Raw genomic sequence first — 18,529 nt, 5'->3', positions numbered from 1 at the left:
CCCCCCCCCCCCCCCCCCCCCCCCCCCCCCCCCGCGGGCCCAGCGCGTCGATGATGCGCTGGACGCGGTCCTGATTCGGGTGACAGACCGCCAGATCCTTGCGGTCGGTGCCGGGACGCGTCGCGCGCGGCTTGTCGTGGGTGAGCAGGACGTCGACCGCGCCCGCCTCGGCGATGACCGCCCGCGCGTCAGCGTCGGTCGGCTCCTCCTCCGGGAACCACAGCGTCCCCGCGGTGTCCGGCACCTTCGCGAACGGCCGCCCGGCGGCCTGCCGGTAGGCCTCCTTGCGCATCGCCTTCTGCCGGCGGCGGGCCTCCTCCGCCAGGCGCCGGTCCTTGTCGACGGAAGCGGCACCGCCGAACGCCAGGAACCGCACCCCGTCCCACCGCCACGCGTGACCGCGCGGAGCGTAGCGGATGCGGCCGCGCACGGTGAGGAAGCCTTCGGCGTCGGGGCGATCCCCGTAACGCTCGTGGATCAGACCGGATTTGTCGTGGTTGCCGTCCAGGAAGAAAACGGTGACCCCGCGCTCGTCGGCGTACCGCTGGACCGTGTCGAGGAAGCGCACGCCGCTGCGCTCGTGTTCCCAGTAGCCGAAGTCGCCCAACTGGAAGAGCCGGTCGATGCCGGCCGCGGCGGCGACGTCGAGCACGCGGCGCAGGTGGCCCGCGTTGCCGTGCGTATCTCCCACCAGCAGCAGCCGCATTGCCGTCCCCCTGACGTGTCCGGCGGTGGCGGGAAGGCGCCCCCGTGTCCCGGAGTCTCCATGATCCGACGCCACTTCGCGGCGGGGAAACGATTTCCCGGCGGCGGCGACGGCGGGAACCCGGATGCGGGTGGCTGCGTCGTACCCGCGTTCTTTGCGTGGAGCACAGTGCGGGGAGGCGCGGATGTCGTCGAGGCGGCGGTGGGGGCTGCGGGCGCTGCAGGTGGCGCTGGCGGTGGTGTTGGTGCAGGTCGCGTGGGTGGTGCGGCCCGCGTACGCGTGCGGCTGCGGGGCGATGGTGCCCGCGGATCAGGCGACCGTGCGGGTGGGTGAGGAGACTTCCGCGGTGCTGTGGGACGGGCGGCGCGAGCAGATCGTCATGCGGCTGACCGTGTCGGGGGACGCGCAGAACGCCGCGTGGATCATGCCGGTGCCCACACGGGCCGAACTCGCGTTGGGGGACGCCGATTTGTTCGACCGGCTGCAACGCGTGACGGCACCTGTGGAGAAGACTCGGCACTACTTCTGGCCGCGTGACGGCGACTGGCCGTTCGACGGCGACGGCGACGGCGACGACAGGTCTTCGGGTGCCGGGGCCCCACCCGGCGGGGCGCCGCCGGTGAACGTCGTGGCCTCCGGCACGCTCGGCCCGTTCGAGTTCGCGCAGTTGGCGGCGACCGATCCGTCGGCGCTGGAGACGTGGTTGCGCGACCACGGCTTCACGATGCCGGCCGGTCTCGCCGAATCGCTGCGGCCGTACGTCGAGCAGGACTGGGAGTACGTCGCGGTACGCCTGACCCCCGCCGCGGCCTCGGCGCAATCCGGGGGGACGGCCGGCTCCCGCCCGGCCGCGGCTCTCGGCGGCGAACTCGACCCACTGCACCTGACGTTCGACTCCGACCGCCTCGTCTACCCGATGCGGCTGTCACAACGCGCGACCAACCCGCAGAGGCTGAACCTGTTCGTCTTCGCCCCGCATCGTGTGGAGGCGGTCGCGGACATCGGCGGGGGCGGCACGACCGAACTGCTGTACGCGGGACGGCCGGACCCCGAATATGTGCTCTGGCCCGGAGGCGTGCAGGGCCAGGCGGTATATCTGACCGCGATGACCCGGCGGCTGCCGGATCCGTCGACCATCACCGCCGACTTCGAGTTCCGCGCGGCACCCGACGACAAGGGCTACCAACGCGTCCACTACACCGACGAGTTGCTGACCGTGGCCGGTGTTCCGGTGTGGCTGTCCGTGGTGTTCGGGCCGATCCTGGTGCTGGGCGTCGTCCTCGTGGTGTGGCAGCGGCGTCGGCGTCCACGGCAGCCCTGGTATCCGCCGCGGCCCACGACACCCCCCGCCGTGCCGCCCATGACGGCGTCGTGACGGTGTGAGTGCCACCGGCGCCGGGGGCCACCGCGTTCACGGCCCCGGCGGCACGAACGGCATTCCGTCCGGTGCTCCGTGCTCGATCAACCTGTCGACCGCGGCGTTGTCGAGGTGGTCGGCGACGAGGTCACCCAGCGCGTCGAGTCGCGCCTGCCTGGCCGCCTCGAACGACGTGTCGGGCGACACCGTGAAGCGGCGCCCGGTCCACTGAGCCACCCGGGCGAGGAACGCGCGCCGGAAGCCGTCGTTCTCCAGCGCGCCGTGCCACAGCGTGCCCCAGGTCGCGCCGTCGCGGCAGCCGTCCAGCGGCGTACCGTCGGCGTCCCGGAACAGCGGCTCGCCGCCTTCGACGGTGACGATGCCGTGGTGGATCTCGTACGCCGTCACCGGCTCGCCGTCGGCGAACCCCGACGGGCGAGCGAGCGTCTTGTCGGCTGCGAAGCGCACCCGGACGGGCAGCAGCCCGAGTCCCGGAACGGTCCCGCGCCGGGACTCCACCGTGTCGTCGATCGCCCGGCCGAGCATCTGGTAGCCGCCGCAGATCCCGAGGACCGGCCGGCCCGCGGCCACCCTCCGGGCGAGCGCGGCGTCGAGCCCCGCCTCGCGGAGCCACGCCAGGTCCTCGACGGTCGCACGCGTGCCCGGCACGACGACGAGGTCGGCGTCCGCGACCTCCGCGGGCGAGGTGACGAAACGCACGACCACGCCGGGCTCGACCGAGAGCGCGTCGATATCGGTGAAGTTGCTGACGCGCGGCAGCCGTACGACCGCGACGCGCAGGATGTCTTCGCCGAGCGGCGCCACAGGCGCACCTCGGTCGGCGTCCAGCGCGAGCGAGTCCTCGACGTCGAGCCACAGCCCGTGCAGGTACGGCAGCACCCCCAGCACCGGCCGACCGGTCAACGCGTGGATCCGGTCCAGACCGGGCGCGAGCAGTTTCGCGTCGCCGCGGAACTTGTTGACGACGAATCCGCACACGAGCGCCTGGTCCTCGGGGGACAGCAGCGCCACCGTTCCGAACAAATGGGCGAAAACACCGCCCCGGTCGATGTCGCCGACCACGAGCACCGGCAGGTTCGCGGCGCGGGCGAGGCCCATGTTGGTGATGTCGCGGTCGCGCAGGTTGATCTCGGTCGGGCTGCCGGCGCCCTCGCACACCACGACGTCGTACCGCGTCCGCAGGTCGGCGAGCGAATCGAGCACCGCCGCGAACAGGCGCGGCTTGAGGTCGCGGTAGTCGAGCGCGGACACCTCGGCGACCGGCCGCCCGAGCAGGACAACCTGGCTGCTCATCGCCCCGCCGGGCTTGAGCAGCACCGGATTCATCGCCGCCTCGGGCGCGATGCCGGCGGCGGCGGCCTGCATCGCCTGCGCCCGGCCGATCTCGGCGCCGTCGGCGGTGACCATCGAATTGAGGGACATGTTCTGGGCCTTGAACGGCGCGACTTTGACGCCTTCACGGGCCAGCCGTCGGCACAGTCCGGCAACGAGAACGCTTTTGCCGGCGTCGGACGTGGTTCCGGCGACAAGGAGGGCGCCGTTCATGGGCGGAGTCCTTCGGGGAGTTGGGACGGGGCGACGGGGACAAGACGACGGGCTCGGAGTTGCGAGGGAGCGGAGCGACGCCGCCGACTGGGCGGCACGGGCGGAGTCCTTCGAGGAAGGTTGGGACAGACGACGGGGACAAGACGACGGGCGCTGGACTTGGGACGGGGTCCGGGCGCTGCCTCCGCCCGGAGGGTTGCGGCGTGAGCGCTGCGGGTTGTGGCGGTCGTGTCACGTCAGGGCTCGTCGGGGTGGATATCCTCCGGTCGCCCGCGTGCTGCTCGGAGGCCGACCGGGGCCGGCCGCGTGGCAGACACCGTCAGGCCGGCGGGCTCCCATTCGGCCGCACTCCCTCGCCGGGCCGGAAGACCTTGTGGTTACCGCCTCCCCCGCCTCCGGCCGAGCCGCACCGCTGCGGCTGCGAGGCCCACCGCCGCGAGGCCCACGGCCGCGGACAGGCGATTCGCCTTCGTGACGTCCTCGGGCTGCGGTGCCCGGCCGTCGCCCAGTTGAGGGCGGTCCTCGGTGCGCCCGGCGTAGACGTTGCGTCCGCCGAGGCGCAGACCCATCGCACCGGCCGCGGACGCCTCGCAGCGGCCCGAGTTGGGGCTCGGGTGGGCGCCGCCGTCACGGCGCAGCACCCGCCATGTCTCGCGCGGCGACCCTGCGACCAGCGGTGCGGCGGCGACGGTCAGCAGACCCGTCAGACGCGCCGGGGCCCAGTTGGCGGCGTCGTCCAGACGCGCTGAGGCCCAGCCGAAGCTGACGTGCCGGGGCGTCTTGTGGCCGACCATGGCATCCAACGTGTTGACGGCCCGGTATGCGAGCAGGCCGGGCAGTCCCGCGACCGCGCCCCAGAACAGCGGGCCGACGACGGCATCGGAGGTGTTCTCGGCGACGGACTCGACGACGGCCCGCGCGATCCCCGCCTCGTCGAGGGCGGAGGGATCGCGGCCGACCAGATGCGGCAGTCGCTCACGCGCGGCGGCCAGGCTTTCAGGGGCGTCCGGCGCGGCGATCAGCGGCGCGACGATCGTGCGCGCCTCTTTGCGCAGGGTCGTCCCGCCGAGAACCGCCCACGTCGCGGCTGCGGTCACGAGCGTGCGGGCCACGGGGTGACGGCGCGTCAGGTGGTCGGCCGCAATGCCGACTCCGGCGGTACCGGCCACGCAGATCACGGTGTACGCGGCTCCTCGGGCCCGCGAGTCGGCGTACATGCGGCGTTCCAGCGACGCGGCGGCGCTGCCGAAGAGCGCGACGGGGTGTCCTCGACGGGGATCGCCGATGACGGCGTCGGCGGCGAAACCGAGGAGCAGGCCGAGGGCGGGGACGGCCCGGGGCCATGTGTCCGGGCGTGCGGGCGTCGGGGCGGCGCCGGTCGAACGCACGCGGTCATACGGCGGTATTGACGTCCGTGCGTGTATCCGCACTTGGGGATCCTTCCGGGCGTGGGGCGATGCTCGTGTGGCCTTGTCTCGGCGGGAGCGCGGTAGGGGTGGCGACACGTCGCGGTGCCGCGCCGCGTGGGCGCCGATGCCGGGTGGCCGCCATGGTCGCCGACGGCCGGGACGTCGCGCGGCAGGGAGCCGTTGGGGGTATCCGGTCGGCGCCGGCGCACGCCCGGAACGGTTCGGACGACACATCCCCGCGCGCCGCGTGTCACGACATCAGGAGCCGGACGACGGCGATCGTTCCGACCACGACGATGACACCGCGCAGAACGTTCGGCGGCAGTTTGCGTCCGACCTTGGCACCGATCTGGCCGCCGATGATCGAGCCGACGGCAATGAGCAGCACGACAAGCCACGCGACGTCTGCGACGACCATGAAGATGATCGCGGAGACGCCGTTCACGAGCATCGCCAGGACGTTCTTGACGCCGTTGATCCGCTGCATGTCCTCGTGCAGGAACACGCCCATCAGGCCGAGCAGGAGGACGCCTTGCGCGGCGCCGAAGTAGCCGCCGTAGACGCCCGTGGCATAGACGGCGCCGAGCAGGATCGGCCCGCCGTGTGCGGGCGGCGCCTCGCCCTGGCGTTCCTTGAGCCGTCGGGCCAGCCGGGGCTGGACGACGACGAGAACCAGGGCCGCGATGATGAGCACGGGCACGACGGCCTTGAACGCGCTCTCGGGGAGGGTGAGGAGCAGGATCGCCCCGGTGATCCCGCCGAGTACCGACGCGATGCCGAGGCGAATGAGGCGGCTGCGTTGCCCGGCCAGTTCGCGGCGGTATCCGATCGCTCCACTGAGTGAACCGGGCACCAGGCCGATCGTGTTCGACACGTTCGCGGTCACCGGCGAGTAGCCGAAGCCCAGCAGCACGGGGAACGTGATGAGCGTGCCGGAACCGACGATCGTGTTGATCCCGCCGGCCGCGACGCCCGCACCGAAAACGGCCAGTTGTTCAAGCCAGGTCATGTGCGTCGTTCCTTTGACGTCCCGTCGGACGCGAGATCCGTACAAGCGTTCCCCGTGGGGGAACCCTAACGGTCGCTCCTGCGACGTCGGCGATCACCCGGCGCCCGGGCACGTCGTAGGGAGGGAACGCGCCGCACGACGGCGCTTTCCCTCCCACAGTGCCGGTGGCCAGGCGGGAACGTCGGACCCGAGCAAGCCGGACGCGTTCCGGGCAGGTACCTCCGGTGGATCTCTCCGGGTCGACCCTCGGCGTTCGGGAAGACGTACGCTCGCCGCGGCGGACGCCGACACCGCAGCGGTGCCACGGCCGCGACCGCCCGGAGAGATCAAGCCGGGGCCTACCCCAGCGGGCCGTTGTCGCGAGGCTGCCTGCGGCCCGGGGAGGCAGGGCGTTCGATGCGGGGCGGTTCGACCTGGGGCCCTGAGCTCTGCGGGCGGCGGCGGCCGACGTCGGGGCCCGGCAGGCTCGACGCACCGGGCTCGGGCTCGGCGCGCCCCGCACCGGACGGCGGCGACTGCGGCGGGATGACGGGTGCGGCGACGATGCCCTGCACGGTGCCCGAGATGTCCGACGGTGTCTCGGCCGGGTCCTTGCGCCCGCGCGGGAAGGCCGCCGGCTCGTCCGTTGCCGGACCCGGGGGCGGACCCGGCGGCAGCGCCGCACCGCCGACCGGCGGCACACCGGCCAGGTTGCCCAGCGCTCCGCCGAGCCCTTCCAAGGCACGGCCGATCTCGCTGGGCACGATCCACAGTTTGTTCGCGTCGCCCTGCGCGAGCTTCGGCAGCATCTGGAGGTACTGGTACGCGATGAGCTTCTGGTCCGCGTCGCCGTCGTGGATCGCCCGGAAGACCGTCTCGATGGCCTTGGCCTCACCCTCGGCCCGCAGTGCCGCGGCCGTGCGCTCGCCTTCGGCCCGCAGCACGGCGGCTTCCTTCTCACCCTCGGCGATGAGCACCTGCGACCGCTGGGTGCCCTCCGCCGTCAGGATCGCCGCACGGCGGTCGCGCTCGGCGCGCATCTGCTTCTCCATCGACTCCTGGATGGAGGGCGGCGGTTCGATCGCCTTCAGCTCGACGCGGTTGACGCGGATGCCCCAGCGTCCGGTCGCCTCGTCGAGCACGCCGCGCAGCCCGGCGTTGACCTCTTCGCGCGATGTGAGCGTCTGTTCCAGGTCCATGCCGCCGATGATGTTGCGCAGCGTGGTGATGGTGAGTTGCTCGATCGCCTGGATGTAGTTGGCGATTTCGTACGTCGCCGCGCGTGGATCGGTGACCTGGAAGTAGATGACGGTGTCGATCTGGACGACCAGGTTGTCCTCGGTGATCACCGGCTGCGGCGGGAACGGGACGACCTGTTCGCGCAGATCGATCATCGTCCGGACGCGGTCGATGAACGGCACCAGGATGTTCAGCCCCGCGTGCAGGGTCCTCGTGTACCGCCCGAACCGCTCGACGATCGCCGCGCTCGCCTGGGGGATGACCTTGACCGTACGGACCAGGGCGACGATCACCAGCAGGACGAGAACGATGACGACGATGGCGACGGCCACGATCCCTCCCCGATTTGTTGATTTACTGAGACGACCATACGGGGTATCGCCGCCGGTTGGTGCCGCAACACGTCCGAAGCTTGCCCGCCAAGGGAGTTCGTGACCCCTCACGGGGACAGCGGCTGTCGGTTTCCGTCGCCGCCCGTCCCCTGTGTCGCCTCTGTCGCCTCTGTCGCCATATCGTCAGATCACAACAGCGGTCGCACCGTCGATCTCCGCGACGTCGACTTTGTCGCCCGGCTCGAACACCCTTGTGGCGTCGAGGGATCGGGCCGACCACACTTCACCGGCGAGCTTGATCCGGCCGCCGTTCTCGTCGACCCTTTCAAGGACCAGCGCCGTCTTCCCGGTGAGCGCCTCGACGCCGGAGCGAGTACGCGCACCTCCCTGCAACTGCCGTATGGCTATGGGCCGTACGAATATGAGCAGGGCGACCGATACAACGGAGAACACGACGCACTGGCCGATCAGCCCGAGGCCCAGCCCCGCGGCGATCGCGGCGGCCAGCGCGCCGATGGCGAACATCCCGAACTCGACGACGGACGTCACGACACCAGCGATGCCGAGCCCGCCCAGGGCAATGAGCCACCACATCCATGCGTCCACACAGCCATGGTAGGCCGGGACGTACGCGGACAGCAGTGCCGCGATGGATGAAGATCAGCCGAACTCGCCTGTTTGTTCGGCAGGTTCGGAAGCGATATCAGGGGATTTGCGGAACTTGGTCCGCATCAGGGGAGATTCGACAGCCCGCGGGCCTTCGAGACACGCGAGGCTCGTACGAACTGCCGTACGGCCCCGCCCGGTTCACGAGCCGAGCGGCAGTCCCTGCGCCGACCAGCGCCCGTCCTTCTGCTTCACCACGAGCGGCAGACCGAAGCACAGCGACAGGTTCCGCGACGTCAGGGTCTCCTCGATCGGACCGGCCGCGAGCACCTTGCCCTGACGGATCATCAGCAAGTGGGTGAACCCCGCAGGGATCTCCTCGACATGGTGGCTCACCATGATCATCGCGGGCGCGATCGGGTCGGACGCCAGGCGTCCGAGTCGGCGTACGAGGTCCTCGCGACCGCCGAGGTCCAGCCCGGCCGCCGGCTCGTCGAGCAGCAGCAACTCGGGGTCGGTCATCAGCGCCCGCGCGATCTGCACGCGCTTGCGCTCGCCCTCCGACAGCGTGCCGAAACGGCGCTCGACGAACTGCGACATCCCCAACTGGTCGAGCAGGAAAAGCGCGCGGTCCTCGTCGCTCTCCTCGTACCTCTCACGCCACGTCGCCGTCATGCCGTACGCCGCGGTCAGCACGATGTCGAGCACCTTCTCGCGGCGCGGGAGCCGCTCGGAGAGAGACGCCGACGCCATCCCCACGCGGGGACGCAGCTCGAACACGTCGACCGAGCCGAGCTTCTCACCGAGCACCGCGGCGTTGCCGGACGTGGGGAAGACGTAGGTCGCCGCGATCTGGAGCAGCGTGGTCTTCCCGGCGCCGTTCGGGCCGACGACGACCCAGCGCTCCCCCTCCGCGACGGACCACGTGATCTGTTCCACAAGGTGATGACCGCCGCGGACCACCGATACGTCCACCAGCTCCAGAACGTCACTCATGCGCGTACCAGCTCCCCTTGCGATGCAGCCCGCGGTCGACTCACCCAGTCGTGGAGAAACCTATGACACCACGACGGTCTAGGCTCAACCGCATGCTTGATGTCCCCCGCTCCGGAGTACTCGTCGCCTGGGCCAATGCGCTGCTCGCGGGCCGTGCCGCGCCCGACGACACCGTGACCCGGATCACGGAGGGGGACGAGCCGCACCGCGTCACCGGCCTGCCGGGCGAGCCGGGCGAAGTGGGCCTGAGTCTCGCGCTGGGCCGGCTGCGGGCACTCGGGGTGACCGGGCTGCGGCTCGCTCTCCCGGCGCCCGGCGACCCGCTCGGGCTGCCGGGCCCGCCCGCGTTCAACGACGCGGCGCTGGAGGCCGGCGAGGCGGCGGTCACCGTCGGGTTGCGGGGGCACCAGCTCGGCCTGGTGCCCGAGGCGGTCGTGTACGGCCCGGCGGGCGATCAGGCCGTGCGCGTGGTCTGGCAGGTATACGAGGTCGCCGACCGGCCTGTCTCGGGCCCGTTCCTGGCCGAGGCCGACCGCGAGCTCGCCGCGGCACTCAAGGACGCGACCGCCGAGCTGCTGCGCCTGGACGTGGCCGGCACCGGTGCCCGCGCGCACGCCGTACGCGCGGCGCTGCGGGAGCGGGAATCGGGCTCGGCGGCGGAGTCGCCGCTCGCTCCCGGCTGTCCCCCGCGTGCGGTCCGCGTCGTCGAGCAGGCCCGCCGCGTGGCGGCGATCCTGAGGATCGCCGCCGACGACCACGGCGCCGCCGTCAACGCCTACGAGATGCACGCGCGGGCGAGCACGCTCGCGCCGCTGGAGCGTGCTTGCCGCCGGGCACTCGTCGCGGCCTTCGGCGCCGCGCTGGAGCCGTCGGCGGCCGAATAGGGTCTTCAGCGAGCCGAAGGGGCGTCGCGCACCGGGCCTGCCCCGGTCAGTGCGGTCAGGCGCCCGCCGCCGTCGTCGGTCACCAGGCGCCCGGACGCGAGGTGGACCATGTGGTCGGCGATGCCGTCGACGAGCGCGGCCTGCGGCGTGGCGACCAGCAGTCCCAGTCCCTGTGCGGCGAGTTCACGCATGAGCTCGTGGATCTCGTCCGCGATGGCCGGTGCGAGGCCTTCGGTGGGTTCGTCCAGCAGCAGCAGTGCGGGACGTCCCAGCAGTGCGCGTGCGACGGCGAGCATCTGCTGTTCGCCGCCGGAGAGCTCGCCGCCGTGGTGGGTGAGGCGCTCGCCCAGGCGCGGCAGCAGGTCGAGGACGCGGTCGCGGGTCCAGACCGGGGTGATGTCGTCGCGGGCGGCCGATCTGCGGAACCTGCCCCCGTCGCGGCGGCGTCCCGCGCGTTCGGCGAACCGCAAGTGCTGATCGACCGTCAGACTCGCGAACACCCTGCGCCCTTGCGGCACGATTCCGGTTCCGGCGCGCGCGACGGTGTGTGCGGGTTTCCCGGTGACGTCGGTCCCGGCCACCCGCACCTGCCCCCCGGACGGTGTCACCAGGCCGGCGACCGCGTGCAGGAACGTCGTCTTGCCGGCGCCGTTGGGCCCGACGACGGCGTGGATCTCGCCGCGACGCACGGTGGCGTCGATGCCGTGCAGGACCGCGCCGCCCCCGTAGCCCGCCGTCAGTCCGCGGACCTCCAGCAACGGGCCGGGGTTTCGTCCGGTCGTCGTCATACCGCCTCCGTGACCTTGCGGCGGCCCAGGTAGGCCTCGCGTACGGCTTCGTCGGCCTGGACCTCGGCGGGGGTTCCGGTGGCGAGCGGCCGGCCGTGGTGCAGGACGGTGACCTCATGAGCGAACGCGGCCACGACGTCGAGGTTGTGTTCCACGAGCACGACCGCGACCGTCTCGGGCAGCTCGCGGAGCGCGTCCAGCAGCGCGGCGATCCCGTCGTCGGTGAGACCTGCGGCCGGTTCGTCGAGCAGAAGAAGACGGGGTCGCCCGGCCAGCGCGGTCGCGAGGTCGATCATCCGGCGCTGGCCGTGCGAGAGGTCGCCGGCCTGCCGGTCGGCCAGGTCGGCCAGGCCGAGGGTGGCGAGGATGTCGCGGCATTCGCCGGTGAGTTCGCGGACCGTCCGGCCGGGCAGCCGCAGGCGGCTCGTCGCGGGCCGGTGCCACGCGCCGAGGAGGACGTTGTCGAGCACGGTACGGCCGGGCACCACCGAGGGATGCTGGAAGGTCCGTCCGATCCCGGCGCGGAATCTGCGGCGCTGCGAGTGCCAGGTCACGTCGCGGCCCTCCCACAGGATGCGTCCGCCGGTGGGCCGGTCGGTGCCCGCGATCAGGTTGAGCAGGGTGGTCTTGCCGGCGCCGTTCGGGCCGATCAGCGCACGCCGGGCGCCCGGGCCGACCGTCAGATCGACGCCGTCGACGGCCACGAAAGAGCCGTAGGCGCGCCGGAGTTCGACGGTTTCCAGCGATCCGTTCATGCTGCCTCCGACTTCGCGGCGTCCGGGTTGCGGCTGCGGATCCCCCGCCCGAACGCCCGGGCGCGGCCCGCGAATCCGGCGGCGCCGTCGGGCAGGACGTAGACGGCGACGAGGAACAGCAGTCCGAGAAACAGCGGTGCGTGTCCGGGCCACCAGCCGCCGAGCCAGTCCCGGGTGAACACGATCAGCGCGGCGCCGGCCAGGGCGCCGGTGATCGAGCGGACGCCGCCGATGACCACGGCGAGCAGGGCGAGCGCGGACACGTCGAAGCCCACATCCTCGGGCGACACGTAGCGCTGGTAGGTGATCAGGAGGGCACCGCCGATGCCGCCGATCGCGCCCGCTCCGATGTAGGCGATGAGCAGATAACGGTCGACGGGGTGGCCGGCGGCGCGCATCCGTGCCTCGTTTTCGCGGCAGCCGGCCAGCAGCAGGCCCGCGGGGGAGCGCAGCACGAGCGCGGTCACCCCGGCGACGACGGCGGTGACGACCAGGACGTACACGTACACCTGGTCCTCGTTGAGGAGTTCGGGGGTGCCCGGCAGCACGCGGGTCGCCGGGATGCCGGCGAGTCCGTCGGTTCCGCCGGTGAAGGACTTCCACTGGTTCGCGGCCGTCGCGGTCAGTTCGCCGACCGCGAGTGTGAGCATGATGACCACGACACCGCGCGCCCGGATGACGACCGGCCCGGTGATCGCCGAGAACAGCGCGGCCGCGAGTGCCGCGACGGCCAGGTGCACGAGGCCGTTGGTGATGTCCTGGCGGGTCAGCCAGGCGGTCGTGTACGCGCCGACCGCGTACGGCGCGACCTGCCCCATCGTCGCCAGCCCGGCATGCCCTGTGAGCACGCCGACGCCGACCGCGAGCAACCCGAACACGAGGGCTTGTGTGGCGAGGAAGGTGGTGTACACGTCCGTCTGCGACGGCACCGCGCACAACAGGACGGCGACGACCACCGCCGCGCCGATGCGGAGCGTCCTGCCCGTGCGGTCGGCCAGCCGTTCCGCGGTCGTCCCGGATATGACGGACTCGCGTTTCACGCCCGCCCTCCCTTCGCCGCGGCGGTCTGCGTGCCGTCCGATGTCCGCGCCCGGATCCATCCGGTCAGCGCCGGAGCCGTCCCGGACGCGGTGCGGGCCACCAGCGCCACGCCCATCGCGCCGAACAGCAGGTAGGGCGCGAGGTCCGGGGCGAGGACGACCCCCAGCGTCTGGACCTCGCCGACCGCGATGGCGGCGAGCAGCGCGCCGGGCACCGAGCCCAGGCGGCCGACGACCACGATGATCAGCGAGAGCAGCATCACGGTGTCGGCCGTGGTCGGCCCGGGGCCGATGATCGGCGCCCCGAGTACGCCGGCCCCGCCGGCCAGCGCTCCGCCGGTGACCAGGACGGCGGCGCGGACGCCGCGCGGATCGACGCCCAGGCAGGCGACCATCTCCGGGTCGTCCGTCGTCGCACGAACCGCCGAGCCCGCCGTGGAGCGGACCAGCAGCCAGTAGCCGAGCGCGGCCAGCAGGGCGGCGAAGCCGATGAACGCCAGCCGGTAGGCCGGATAGGTGTGCCCGAACAAGGACACCGGCTCCTCCAGCGCACCGGGCACCTCGACGCGGCGCTGGTCGGCGCCGAAGTGCGCGGTGAGGAGGTCACCGCCGACCAGGGCGATGCCGAAGGTCAGCAGCGCCTGGTCGAGATGGCCGCGCCGGGCGATCGGCGCGACGGCGACGGCGAGTACGCCGCCGCCCGCCGCGCCGGCCGCCGTGCCCACGGCGAAGGCGAACACGAGTGCGCCCCAACTGCCGTCACCCATGTCCGCGGCGATGTAGGTGCCCATCGCGAAGACGGTTCCGTGCGCCATGTTCAGCACCCCGCCGGCACCGAACGCCAGGGTGAGCCCGGCGGCGACGACGAACAGCAGCATGCCGTACGCCACACCGTCGAGAGCCGGGATGAAGTGCGCATCCAGCCAGTCCACCGGTTCCCCTTCCGTTCCGGGGCTTCGCTGCCGGGTCAGCCGCCGAGCGTGCCCAGCTCCTGGACGACGACGTTGGACAGCGCCGGTCCGTCCGGGCGCACCTGGCGCAGGTACCACTTCTGCACCGGCGAGTGGTTGGCGCCGAACTGCCAGGGACCGCGCGGGCTTTCGATCTGGCCCAGGCCGCCGATCGCGTTGGCGATGGTCTCCGGGGTGACCTCGCCGTCGCCGATCGCTGCGACAGCGCGGTCCAGCACGGCACCGGCGTCGTAGGCCGTCACGTTGTACAGGTTCGGGACCGCCTTGTGCTTGCCCTGGAAGTCGGCGACGAACTTTCGGTTCGCGGGGTTGTCCAGCCCGGGCGCGTAGTTCAGCACCGAGTAGATGTCGCGGGCCGCGTCGCCCTGGGCGGTGAGGGTGGCGCCTTCGGTGAGGAAGCCCGCGGCGTACAGGGGCAGGTCCTTCGCGTCGGACTGCCGGTACTGCTTGACGAACTCGACGGCCTGCGCGGCCGCGTAGAAGCAGTAGACGGCCTTGGCGCCGCTCTGGGCGATCTGCGAGAAGTACGGCAGGAAGTTGTTGTCGCCCGGCCACGGGGTCAGGAACGGCTTGCCGTCCTTGCCGGCGATCTGGCCGCCGGCTGCGGTGAACTTGTCGGTGAAGCCCTTGAGTTGGTCCCAGCCGCCCTGGTAGTCCGGGCCGATCACGGCCACCGGGCCGTTGACGCTGTCCTTGACATATTGGGCGATCGCCGCGCCGGTCTCCTCGGAGATCCAACTGGTCGTCCACACGCGGTCGACGTTCTCCAGTGCGGGGCGACCGCCGGCACCGACGAGGGGTATGCGTTCCTCGGTGAGCATCGGCGCGACCGCCGCCATACTGCCGCCGTTCGCGACGCCGACGACGACGGAGACCTTGTCCTGCTTGACCAGCTTGGTCGCGGCGGGCAGTGCGGTACCGCCGCCGTTGCCCTCGTCGGCGACGACGACCTCGACCTTGCGCCCGCCGAACTTGCTGTCGTGGGTCGCGACGTAAAGCTCGAAGCCCTTCTGGAGGTCCTTGCCGATCGCTTCGTACGGACCGGACAGCGGCACGAGCAGGCCGACCTTGATCGTGCCGTCGCCGGATCCGCCGCTGTCGCTGCTGCACGCCGCGGTGGTGGCGACGAGTGCGGTGGCGAGCAGGAGTTGGGTGGCGGCGCGGCGGCGGGATCGCCGGAACAAACGCATTTGAGTGACTCCAGGCCAGGGTCGGGCCGGGCGGCGGCCGCCGTCCGGTGGATGGTCGTACGGGAGTGCGGAACACGAAATACGGGGTCTTCGAAATCGGGACCGCCGTCAGGGACCGGGAGGTCGGCGTTCCCGAGCCTCGGCGTCAGCCTGTGAGCGGCGTCTGCTGCGCGGCGAGCCGGAACCGCGCCCTCGCCACGGCGGTCAGCGCGGGTCCGACCTTGTCGATGAGCTGGGCCATCTCGTACGAGACCTGGCGCACGTCGCAGTCGTGGGTGGCCAACACCATGAGGGACGCCGGGTCTTCGGCCGTGTAGGCCATCGAGAAGAGGAAGCCGCCGTTCATCTCGGTCAGGTTGCTGCGCACCGGCGCGACGTTCATGGCCTTCGCCGCTCCGGCCAGCAGACCGGACAGACCGGAGGACACGGCACCGAGCTGGTCGGCGAGCGCCTGGGGCAGGGCCTCACCGCCGGTGTGCGCAACCGTGATGCCGTCGGCGGACACCGCGAGCGCGTGCACGATTTCGGGCACCCGTCCGGCGAAATCCACCAACAGCCAATTGAGTTCGCTCTCGCTGATCGCCGTCACTTCTGCTCCCTGCCTCGGGGGTCGGGTCGGTGGGGATGGAGTACCGCGCGGTGTTCCCCGGACGGCGGACCGTCCGGAGCCGCGGTGGACCGGGACCGTCCGGTGCCGCCGGGGTGGCGTCCGGCACGGGTGCCGGAAGCGAAGGCGGCCATGGCGTCCGCGACCCGACCCGCGTCGCGCGGCCGCTCCGGCGCCTGCGGTGCGGCGGGAGGCTGGTCGAGGCTGTTCTGTGCCTCGTGCAGCGACGCGCGGGGCACGCGCCGGGGCAGACCTGAGGGACCGACCTCGGCAGGAGGCGGCGGTGTGGGGGGGCCCGCGTCGGGAGCGCCCGCGTGCACGTTGCGGACGATCGCCGGGCCGGGCAACAGCGGAGGCGCGGGCGACGGGTCCGGCGGGGGAGGTCCGAGGGGTGACGTACGCGGAGTGTGCGGCACGGCCGCCGGTCCGGGTGCCGCGGGCCCCAGGCCGCCGACGGCCGCGGGCATCGGCCCGGTGGAGCCGACCGCCGGCATCGGCGCGGGCGCCGTCCCCCGCGTGCCGGTTCCGACACCGGCGGGGATGGCCGTCCGGCTGGGCGCGCCCCCTATCGCCGCCTCGGGCACCTTCGCGCGGTGCCGTCCGGCCCGGCGCACGGTGGTCAGGATCGCCGGCGGCAGTTCGACGACCGCGACGCTTCCGCCGTCGGGGCCGCTCTCCAGGAACACGCGGACGCCGAGGCGTTCGGCGAGGGTGCTGACCACGGTGAGGCCCATCAGACGCACCGCGTCGAGGTCGACGGACAACCCGCCGGCCAGCCGCTCGTTGAGCTGCGCGCGCCGGTCGGGCTGGAGACCGAAGCCCTGGTCGGCGATGTGCACGACCGCCTGTTCGCCCTGCACGCCGACCTCGACGGTCACCGGGGTGCCGGGCGGCGAGAACGTCGTGGCGTTGTCGAGGAGCTCGGCGAGCAGGTGGGCGAGCGGGTCGGTGGCGCGGCCGGCGACGGTCACGCCGACGTTGCCGCCGGGCAGATGCACTCGTGTGTAGTGCTTGATGCGCTGTGCGGCGACGCGTACGACGTCGACGAGCATCGTGTCGTCGCGGACCCGGGCCGAGCCCTCGCCGCCGAGCACGAGCAGGTTGTCGTGCGTGCGGCGCATCAGGTTGACGTGGTGGTCGATCGCGTACAGGCGTTCGAGGCGCTCGGGGTCGGCCTCGCGTTCCTCGGCACGGTCGAGGACGCGCAGGAGGTCGTTGGTCTGGACTTGGCCGCGGCGGGCCAGGTTGACCAGGATGGCGCTGACGCCCGCACGTTCGCCGGACAGGTCGGCGGCGAGGCGCACGGCCTCCTCGAAGACCGTGCGGAACGACTCGCCCACTTCCGCGATCTCGTCCTTGCCGTCGACCTTGAACGCCCGCCCGGCGTCGGCCGCGAACTCGGCCGGGGTACGCGAGCCGAGCACGTCCGGGTCACGCAGCGCGGCCACCGCCGCCGGCAGCCGCTCGTACGCGACCTCGTGGGCGGACGCCTGCAGCGACCGCAGCCGGGCGATCAGGCGGCGGCCCATGCGGATCACGATCAACGCGGCGACGATGATGGCGACCACGACCGCGATGATCTCGCCGATCGTCCACCGCACCTGGGCGTCGCGGACGTCGGTGACGTCCGACACGATCTCCCGGTCGATCTCCACCTCGACGGCCCGGAGCCGGGCGATCCGGGCCGACAGCGCCTCGGCCCACTGGCCCTTGTCGAGTCGCAGGTCCTCCCCCGCCTCGGTACGCGCCACCAGGTCCTCAAGGCTTTGTGCGCGGGCGAGTTGCTCGCCGACGAGCTCGTGTTCGAGGAGTGCCTGCCATTCCGGCCGGGCAGACACGGCGAACGAGCGCAGGGCTTCGTTGTAGGCCGCGCGGGCCTCGATGATCTCCTGCTGCGCGGCGGGGGTGTAGGCGCCCCGGCCGAGCGCGCGCAGCACCGCGACCTCCATCTGCCCTGCGGACTCCGAGGCCCGGGACAGGTCCGCGACAGCCCGCAGGTCTTCCGCCTGGCTGGGCTGCGCCTGGCCGAATTGGCCGACGCCCGCGCGGTATTCGAGCAGACTCGCGATGAGGATCCGGTAGTTGAACCCCATCGCGGACAGTGCGGACTTGCGGGTTCGGACGCCCTCCCGGACCTCCGCGAGCCCGGCGAGCCCCGCGTCGACCTCGGCGAGGACTTCGCGGATCTCGGTGGGCGCCGAGCTGATGTCGGCGCGGTGTTCGCGGTACTTCGCGGCCTCGGCGTCGGTCAGCGCGGTCTGGCGCTGGTAGATGTCGAGGGCGTCGGCCGCCGGGCTGGGCAGCATGCTGAGCGCGGCGGCCGAGCGTTCGGCCTGGAGTTCGTACGCGAGGTCGCCCGCGCTCTCGGCCGCGACGACGAGGGTCCGCAGGTCGTCGGCGTCGCTCGCCTTGCTGACCGAGGACTCGACGGCGAGGCCGGCGAAACCGGCTGCCACCATCAACGGGACGCTGACCAGCAGCGTGAGTCTCCGGGTGAGCTTCACGTGCGCCCCCTCTCGGGCCCCGTGCTCGCCGTCATCGGGGAACCCCCGTTCTTCACCCGCAAACTCGACCGCAAACTCAACCGCAACCTGACTCCCGGGGCAGGCAATTCCGAAACGCCCGTAAATCGAACGCAGGTAGTCGACCGATATCCGTTTTTTCTCGGCCGCGGACTCGCCCGCATCCGCGCGAATCGGGGCCTGACGGTACGTCAAAGAGACGTCGCCACCGCAGTGGCGAACCGTCGCGGCGCCCAACGTAGCAGGCACCGCCCTGACGATTCACCCGAAGGGATGACGGTGAGACGCGTACCGCGCCGTGAATTCGCAGCTCGGATAGCGCTCGGCGGATCGGGCGATTCCGGGACAGCCGGGCAATATAAGCCTGCGGAATTCTATTGACTAGACTAAATAGTTGGCGATTAGCGCGTCTCCCCTAATGTGCTCAAATGACTAATGGGGTGTGTCATTTTTACCCCCTGTTCACACAAACGGCGGGGGCGCAAGCGGGTTTGCACCCACTTGCGCCCCCGCCCGAGCTCCCGTGCGGCCGCGGAGCCGCCCCCCTACCGCGCGCGTGCCTTGCGGCCTCCC

15 protein-coding genes and 1 pseudogene are annotated in these 18,529 nt (G+C 72.0%); 2 read left to right on the top strand and 14 right to left on the bottom strand.

What is annotated here, in order from left to right; all coding sequences use genetic code 11:
* Nucleotides 1–706, bottom strand: a 706-nt coding sequence (locus tag ACRX5W_RS09280; protein WP_436787475.1) for a metallophosphoesterase family protein, incomplete at its 3' end; no start/stop codon positions are given.
* A 184-nt stretch (nt 707–890) separates the two neighbouring features.
* Here ACRX5W_RS09280 and ACRX5W_RS09275 point away from each other — a divergent pair.
* Complete coding sequence (locus ACRX5W_RS09275; RefSeq protein WP_436787474.1) at nt 891–2,081, top strand: DUF2330 domain-containing protein; 1,191 nt, start codon at nt 891–893, stop codon at nt 2,079–2,081.
* A 36-nt stretch (nt 2,082–2,117) separates the two neighbouring features.
* Here the strand turns inward: ACRX5W_RS09275 and ACRX5W_RS09270 are convergent, their stop codons facing one another.
* The 6 genes and pseudogenes from ACRX5W_RS09270 to ACRX5W_RS09245 form a co-directional block, all read right to left on the bottom strand.
* Nucleotides 2,118–3,629 (bottom strand): cobyric acid synthase, encoded by a 1,512-nt coding sequence (locus tag ACRX5W_RS09270; RefSeq protein WP_436787473.1) that lies wholly within the window; start codon nt 3,627–3,629, stop codon nt 2,118–2,120.
* Between the two features lie 377 nt (nt 3,630–4,006).
* Nucleotides 4,007–5,017, bottom strand: a complete 1,011-nt coding sequence (locus ACRX5W_RS09265; RefSeq protein ID WP_436787472.1) for a cobalamin biosynthesis protein — start codon at nt 5,015–5,017, stop codon at nt 4,007–4,009.
* Nucleotides 5,018–5,288: 271 nt separating this feature from the next.
* Nucleotides 5,289–6,047: a sulfite exporter TauE/SafE family protein gene (locus ACRX5W_RS09260; RefSeq protein ID WP_436787471.1), complete on the bottom strand. Its 759-nt coding sequence runs from the start codon at nt 6,045–6,047 to the stop codon at nt 5,289–5,291.
* 635 nt (nt 6,048–6,682) lie between these two features.
* Nucleotides 6,683–7,600: pseudogene (locus tag ACRX5W_RS09255) on the bottom strand (SPFH domain-containing protein); the annotation flags it as partial.
* Between the two features lie 180 nt (nt 7,601–7,780).
* Nucleotides 7,781–8,191 carry an NfeD family protein gene (locus tag ACRX5W_RS09250; RefSeq protein WP_436787536.1) on the bottom strand — a complete coding sequence of 137 codons (411 nt, stop codon included), beginning with the start codon at nt 8,189–8,191 and terminating at the stop codon, nt 7,781–7,783.
* Nucleotides 8,192–8,404: 213 nt separating this feature from the next.
* The gene (locus ACRX5W_RS09245; protein WP_436787470.1) at nt 8,405–9,199 is read right to left on the bottom strand and encodes an ABC transporter ATP-binding protein; all 795 of its coding nucleotides are present in this window, start codon (nt 9,197–9,199) and stop codon (nt 8,405–8,407) included.
* Between the two features lie 92 nt (nt 9,200–9,291).
* Here ACRX5W_RS09245 and ACRX5W_RS09240 point away from each other — a divergent pair, with 92 nt between their 5' ends.
* Nucleotides 9,292–10,083, top strand: a complete 792-nt coding sequence (locus ACRX5W_RS09240) for a hypothetical protein (protein WP_436787469.1) — start codon at nt 9,292–9,294, stop codon at nt 10,081–10,083.
* A 5-nt stretch (nt 10,084–10,088) separates the two neighbouring features.
* Here ACRX5W_RS09240 and ACRX5W_RS09235 read toward each other — a convergent pair whose 3' ends face one another.
* From ACRX5W_RS09235 to ACRX5W_RS09205, 7 genes are all read right to left on the bottom strand, one after another.
* Nucleotides 10,089–10,841 carry an ABC transporter ATP-binding protein gene (locus ACRX5W_RS09235; RefSeq protein ID WP_436787535.1) on the bottom strand — a complete coding sequence of 251 codons (753 nt, stop codon included), beginning with the start codon at nt 10,839–10,841 and terminating at the stop codon, nt 10,089–10,091.
* A gap of 26 nt (nt 10,842–10,867) precedes the next feature.
* Complete coding sequence (locus ACRX5W_RS09230) at nt 10,868–11,626, bottom strand: ABC transporter ATP-binding protein (RefSeq protein ID WP_436787468.1); 759 nt, start codon at nt 11,624–11,626, stop codon at nt 10,868–10,870.
* Nucleotides 11,623–12,666, bottom strand: a complete 1,044-nt coding sequence (locus tag ACRX5W_RS09225; protein ID WP_436787467.1) for a branched-chain amino acid ABC transporter permease — start codon at nt 12,664–12,666, stop codon at nt 11,623–11,625. The genes ACRX5W_RS09230 and ACRX5W_RS09225 overlap by 4 nt, the downstream gene beginning before the upstream one ends.
* Nucleotides 12,663–13,598 carry a branched-chain amino acid ABC transporter permease gene (locus ACRX5W_RS09220; RefSeq protein ID WP_436787466.1) on the bottom strand — a complete coding sequence of 312 codons (936 nt, stop codon included), beginning with the start codon at nt 13,596–13,598 and terminating at the stop codon, nt 12,663–12,665. Before ACRX5W_RS09220 ends, ACRX5W_RS09225 begins: the two co-directional genes overlap by 4 nt.
* Nucleotides 13,599–13,633: 35 nt before the next feature.
* Entirely contained in the window at nt 13,634–14,827 is a 1,194-nt protein-coding gene (locus ACRX5W_RS09215; protein ID WP_436787465.1) for an ABC transporter substrate-binding protein, read from the bottom strand.
* A 145-nt stretch (nt 14,828–14,972) separates the two neighbouring features.
* On the bottom strand, nt 14,973–15,416 hold the full coding sequence (locus ACRX5W_RS09210; RefSeq protein WP_436787464.1) for a roadblock/LC7 domain-containing protein: 444 nt from the start codon (nt 15,414–15,416) through the stop codon (nt 14,973–14,975).
* On the bottom strand, nt 15,413–17,938 hold the full coding sequence (locus ACRX5W_RS09205; protein WP_436787463.1) for a sensor histidine kinase: 2,526 nt from the start codon (nt 17,936–17,938) through the stop codon (nt 15,413–15,415). The genes ACRX5W_RS09210 and ACRX5W_RS09205 overlap by 4 nt, the downstream gene beginning before the upstream one ends.
* Nucleotides 17,939–18,529: the final 591 nt, after the last annotated feature.

It is taken from the genome of Yinghuangia sp. YIM S10712, assembly GCF_051388935.1.
Lineage (GTDB): Bacteria > Actinomycetota > Actinomycetes > Streptomycetales > Streptomycetaceae > Yinghuangia.
The sequence above is the reverse complement of the archived record's forward strand: the minus strand, read 5'-3'. Positions and strand labels throughout refer to the sequence as shown.

Excerpts from the sequence above, each read along its gene's own strand:
- ACRX5W_RS09260 (WP_436787471.1), bottom strand. The coding sequence starts at position 6,047 with ATGACCTGGCTTGAACAACTGGCCGTTTTCGGTGCGGGCGTCGCGGCC.
- ACRX5W_RS09275 (WP_436787474.1), top strand. The coding sequence starts at position 891 with ATGTCGTCGAGGCGGCGGTGGGGGCTGCGGGCGCTGCAGGTGGCGCTG.
- ACRX5W_RS09270 (WP_436787473.1), bottom strand. The coding sequence starts at position 3,629 with ATGAACGGCGCCCTCCTTGTCGCCGGAACCACGTCCGACGCCGGCAAA.
- ACRX5W_RS09250 (WP_436787536.1), bottom strand. The coding sequence starts at position 8,191 with ATGTGGTGGCTCATTGCCCTGGGCGGGCTCGGCATCGCTGGTGTCGTG.
- ACRX5W_RS09215 (WP_436787465.1), bottom strand. The coding sequence starts at position 14,827 with ATGCGTTTGTTCCGGCGATCCCGCCGCCGCGCCGCCACCCAACTCCTG.
- ACRX5W_RS09230 (WP_436787468.1), bottom strand. The coding sequence starts at position 11,626 with ATGAACGGATCGCTGGAAACCGTCGAACTCCGGCGCGCCTACGGCTCT.
- ACRX5W_RS09240 (WP_436787469.1), top strand. The coding sequence starts at position 9,292 with ATGCTTGATGTCCCCCGCTCCGGAGTACTCGTCGCCTGGGCCAATGCG.
- ACRX5W_RS09245 (WP_436787470.1), bottom strand. The coding sequence starts at position 9,199 with ATGAGTGACGTTCTGGAGCTGGTGGACGTATCGGTGGTCCGCGGCGGT.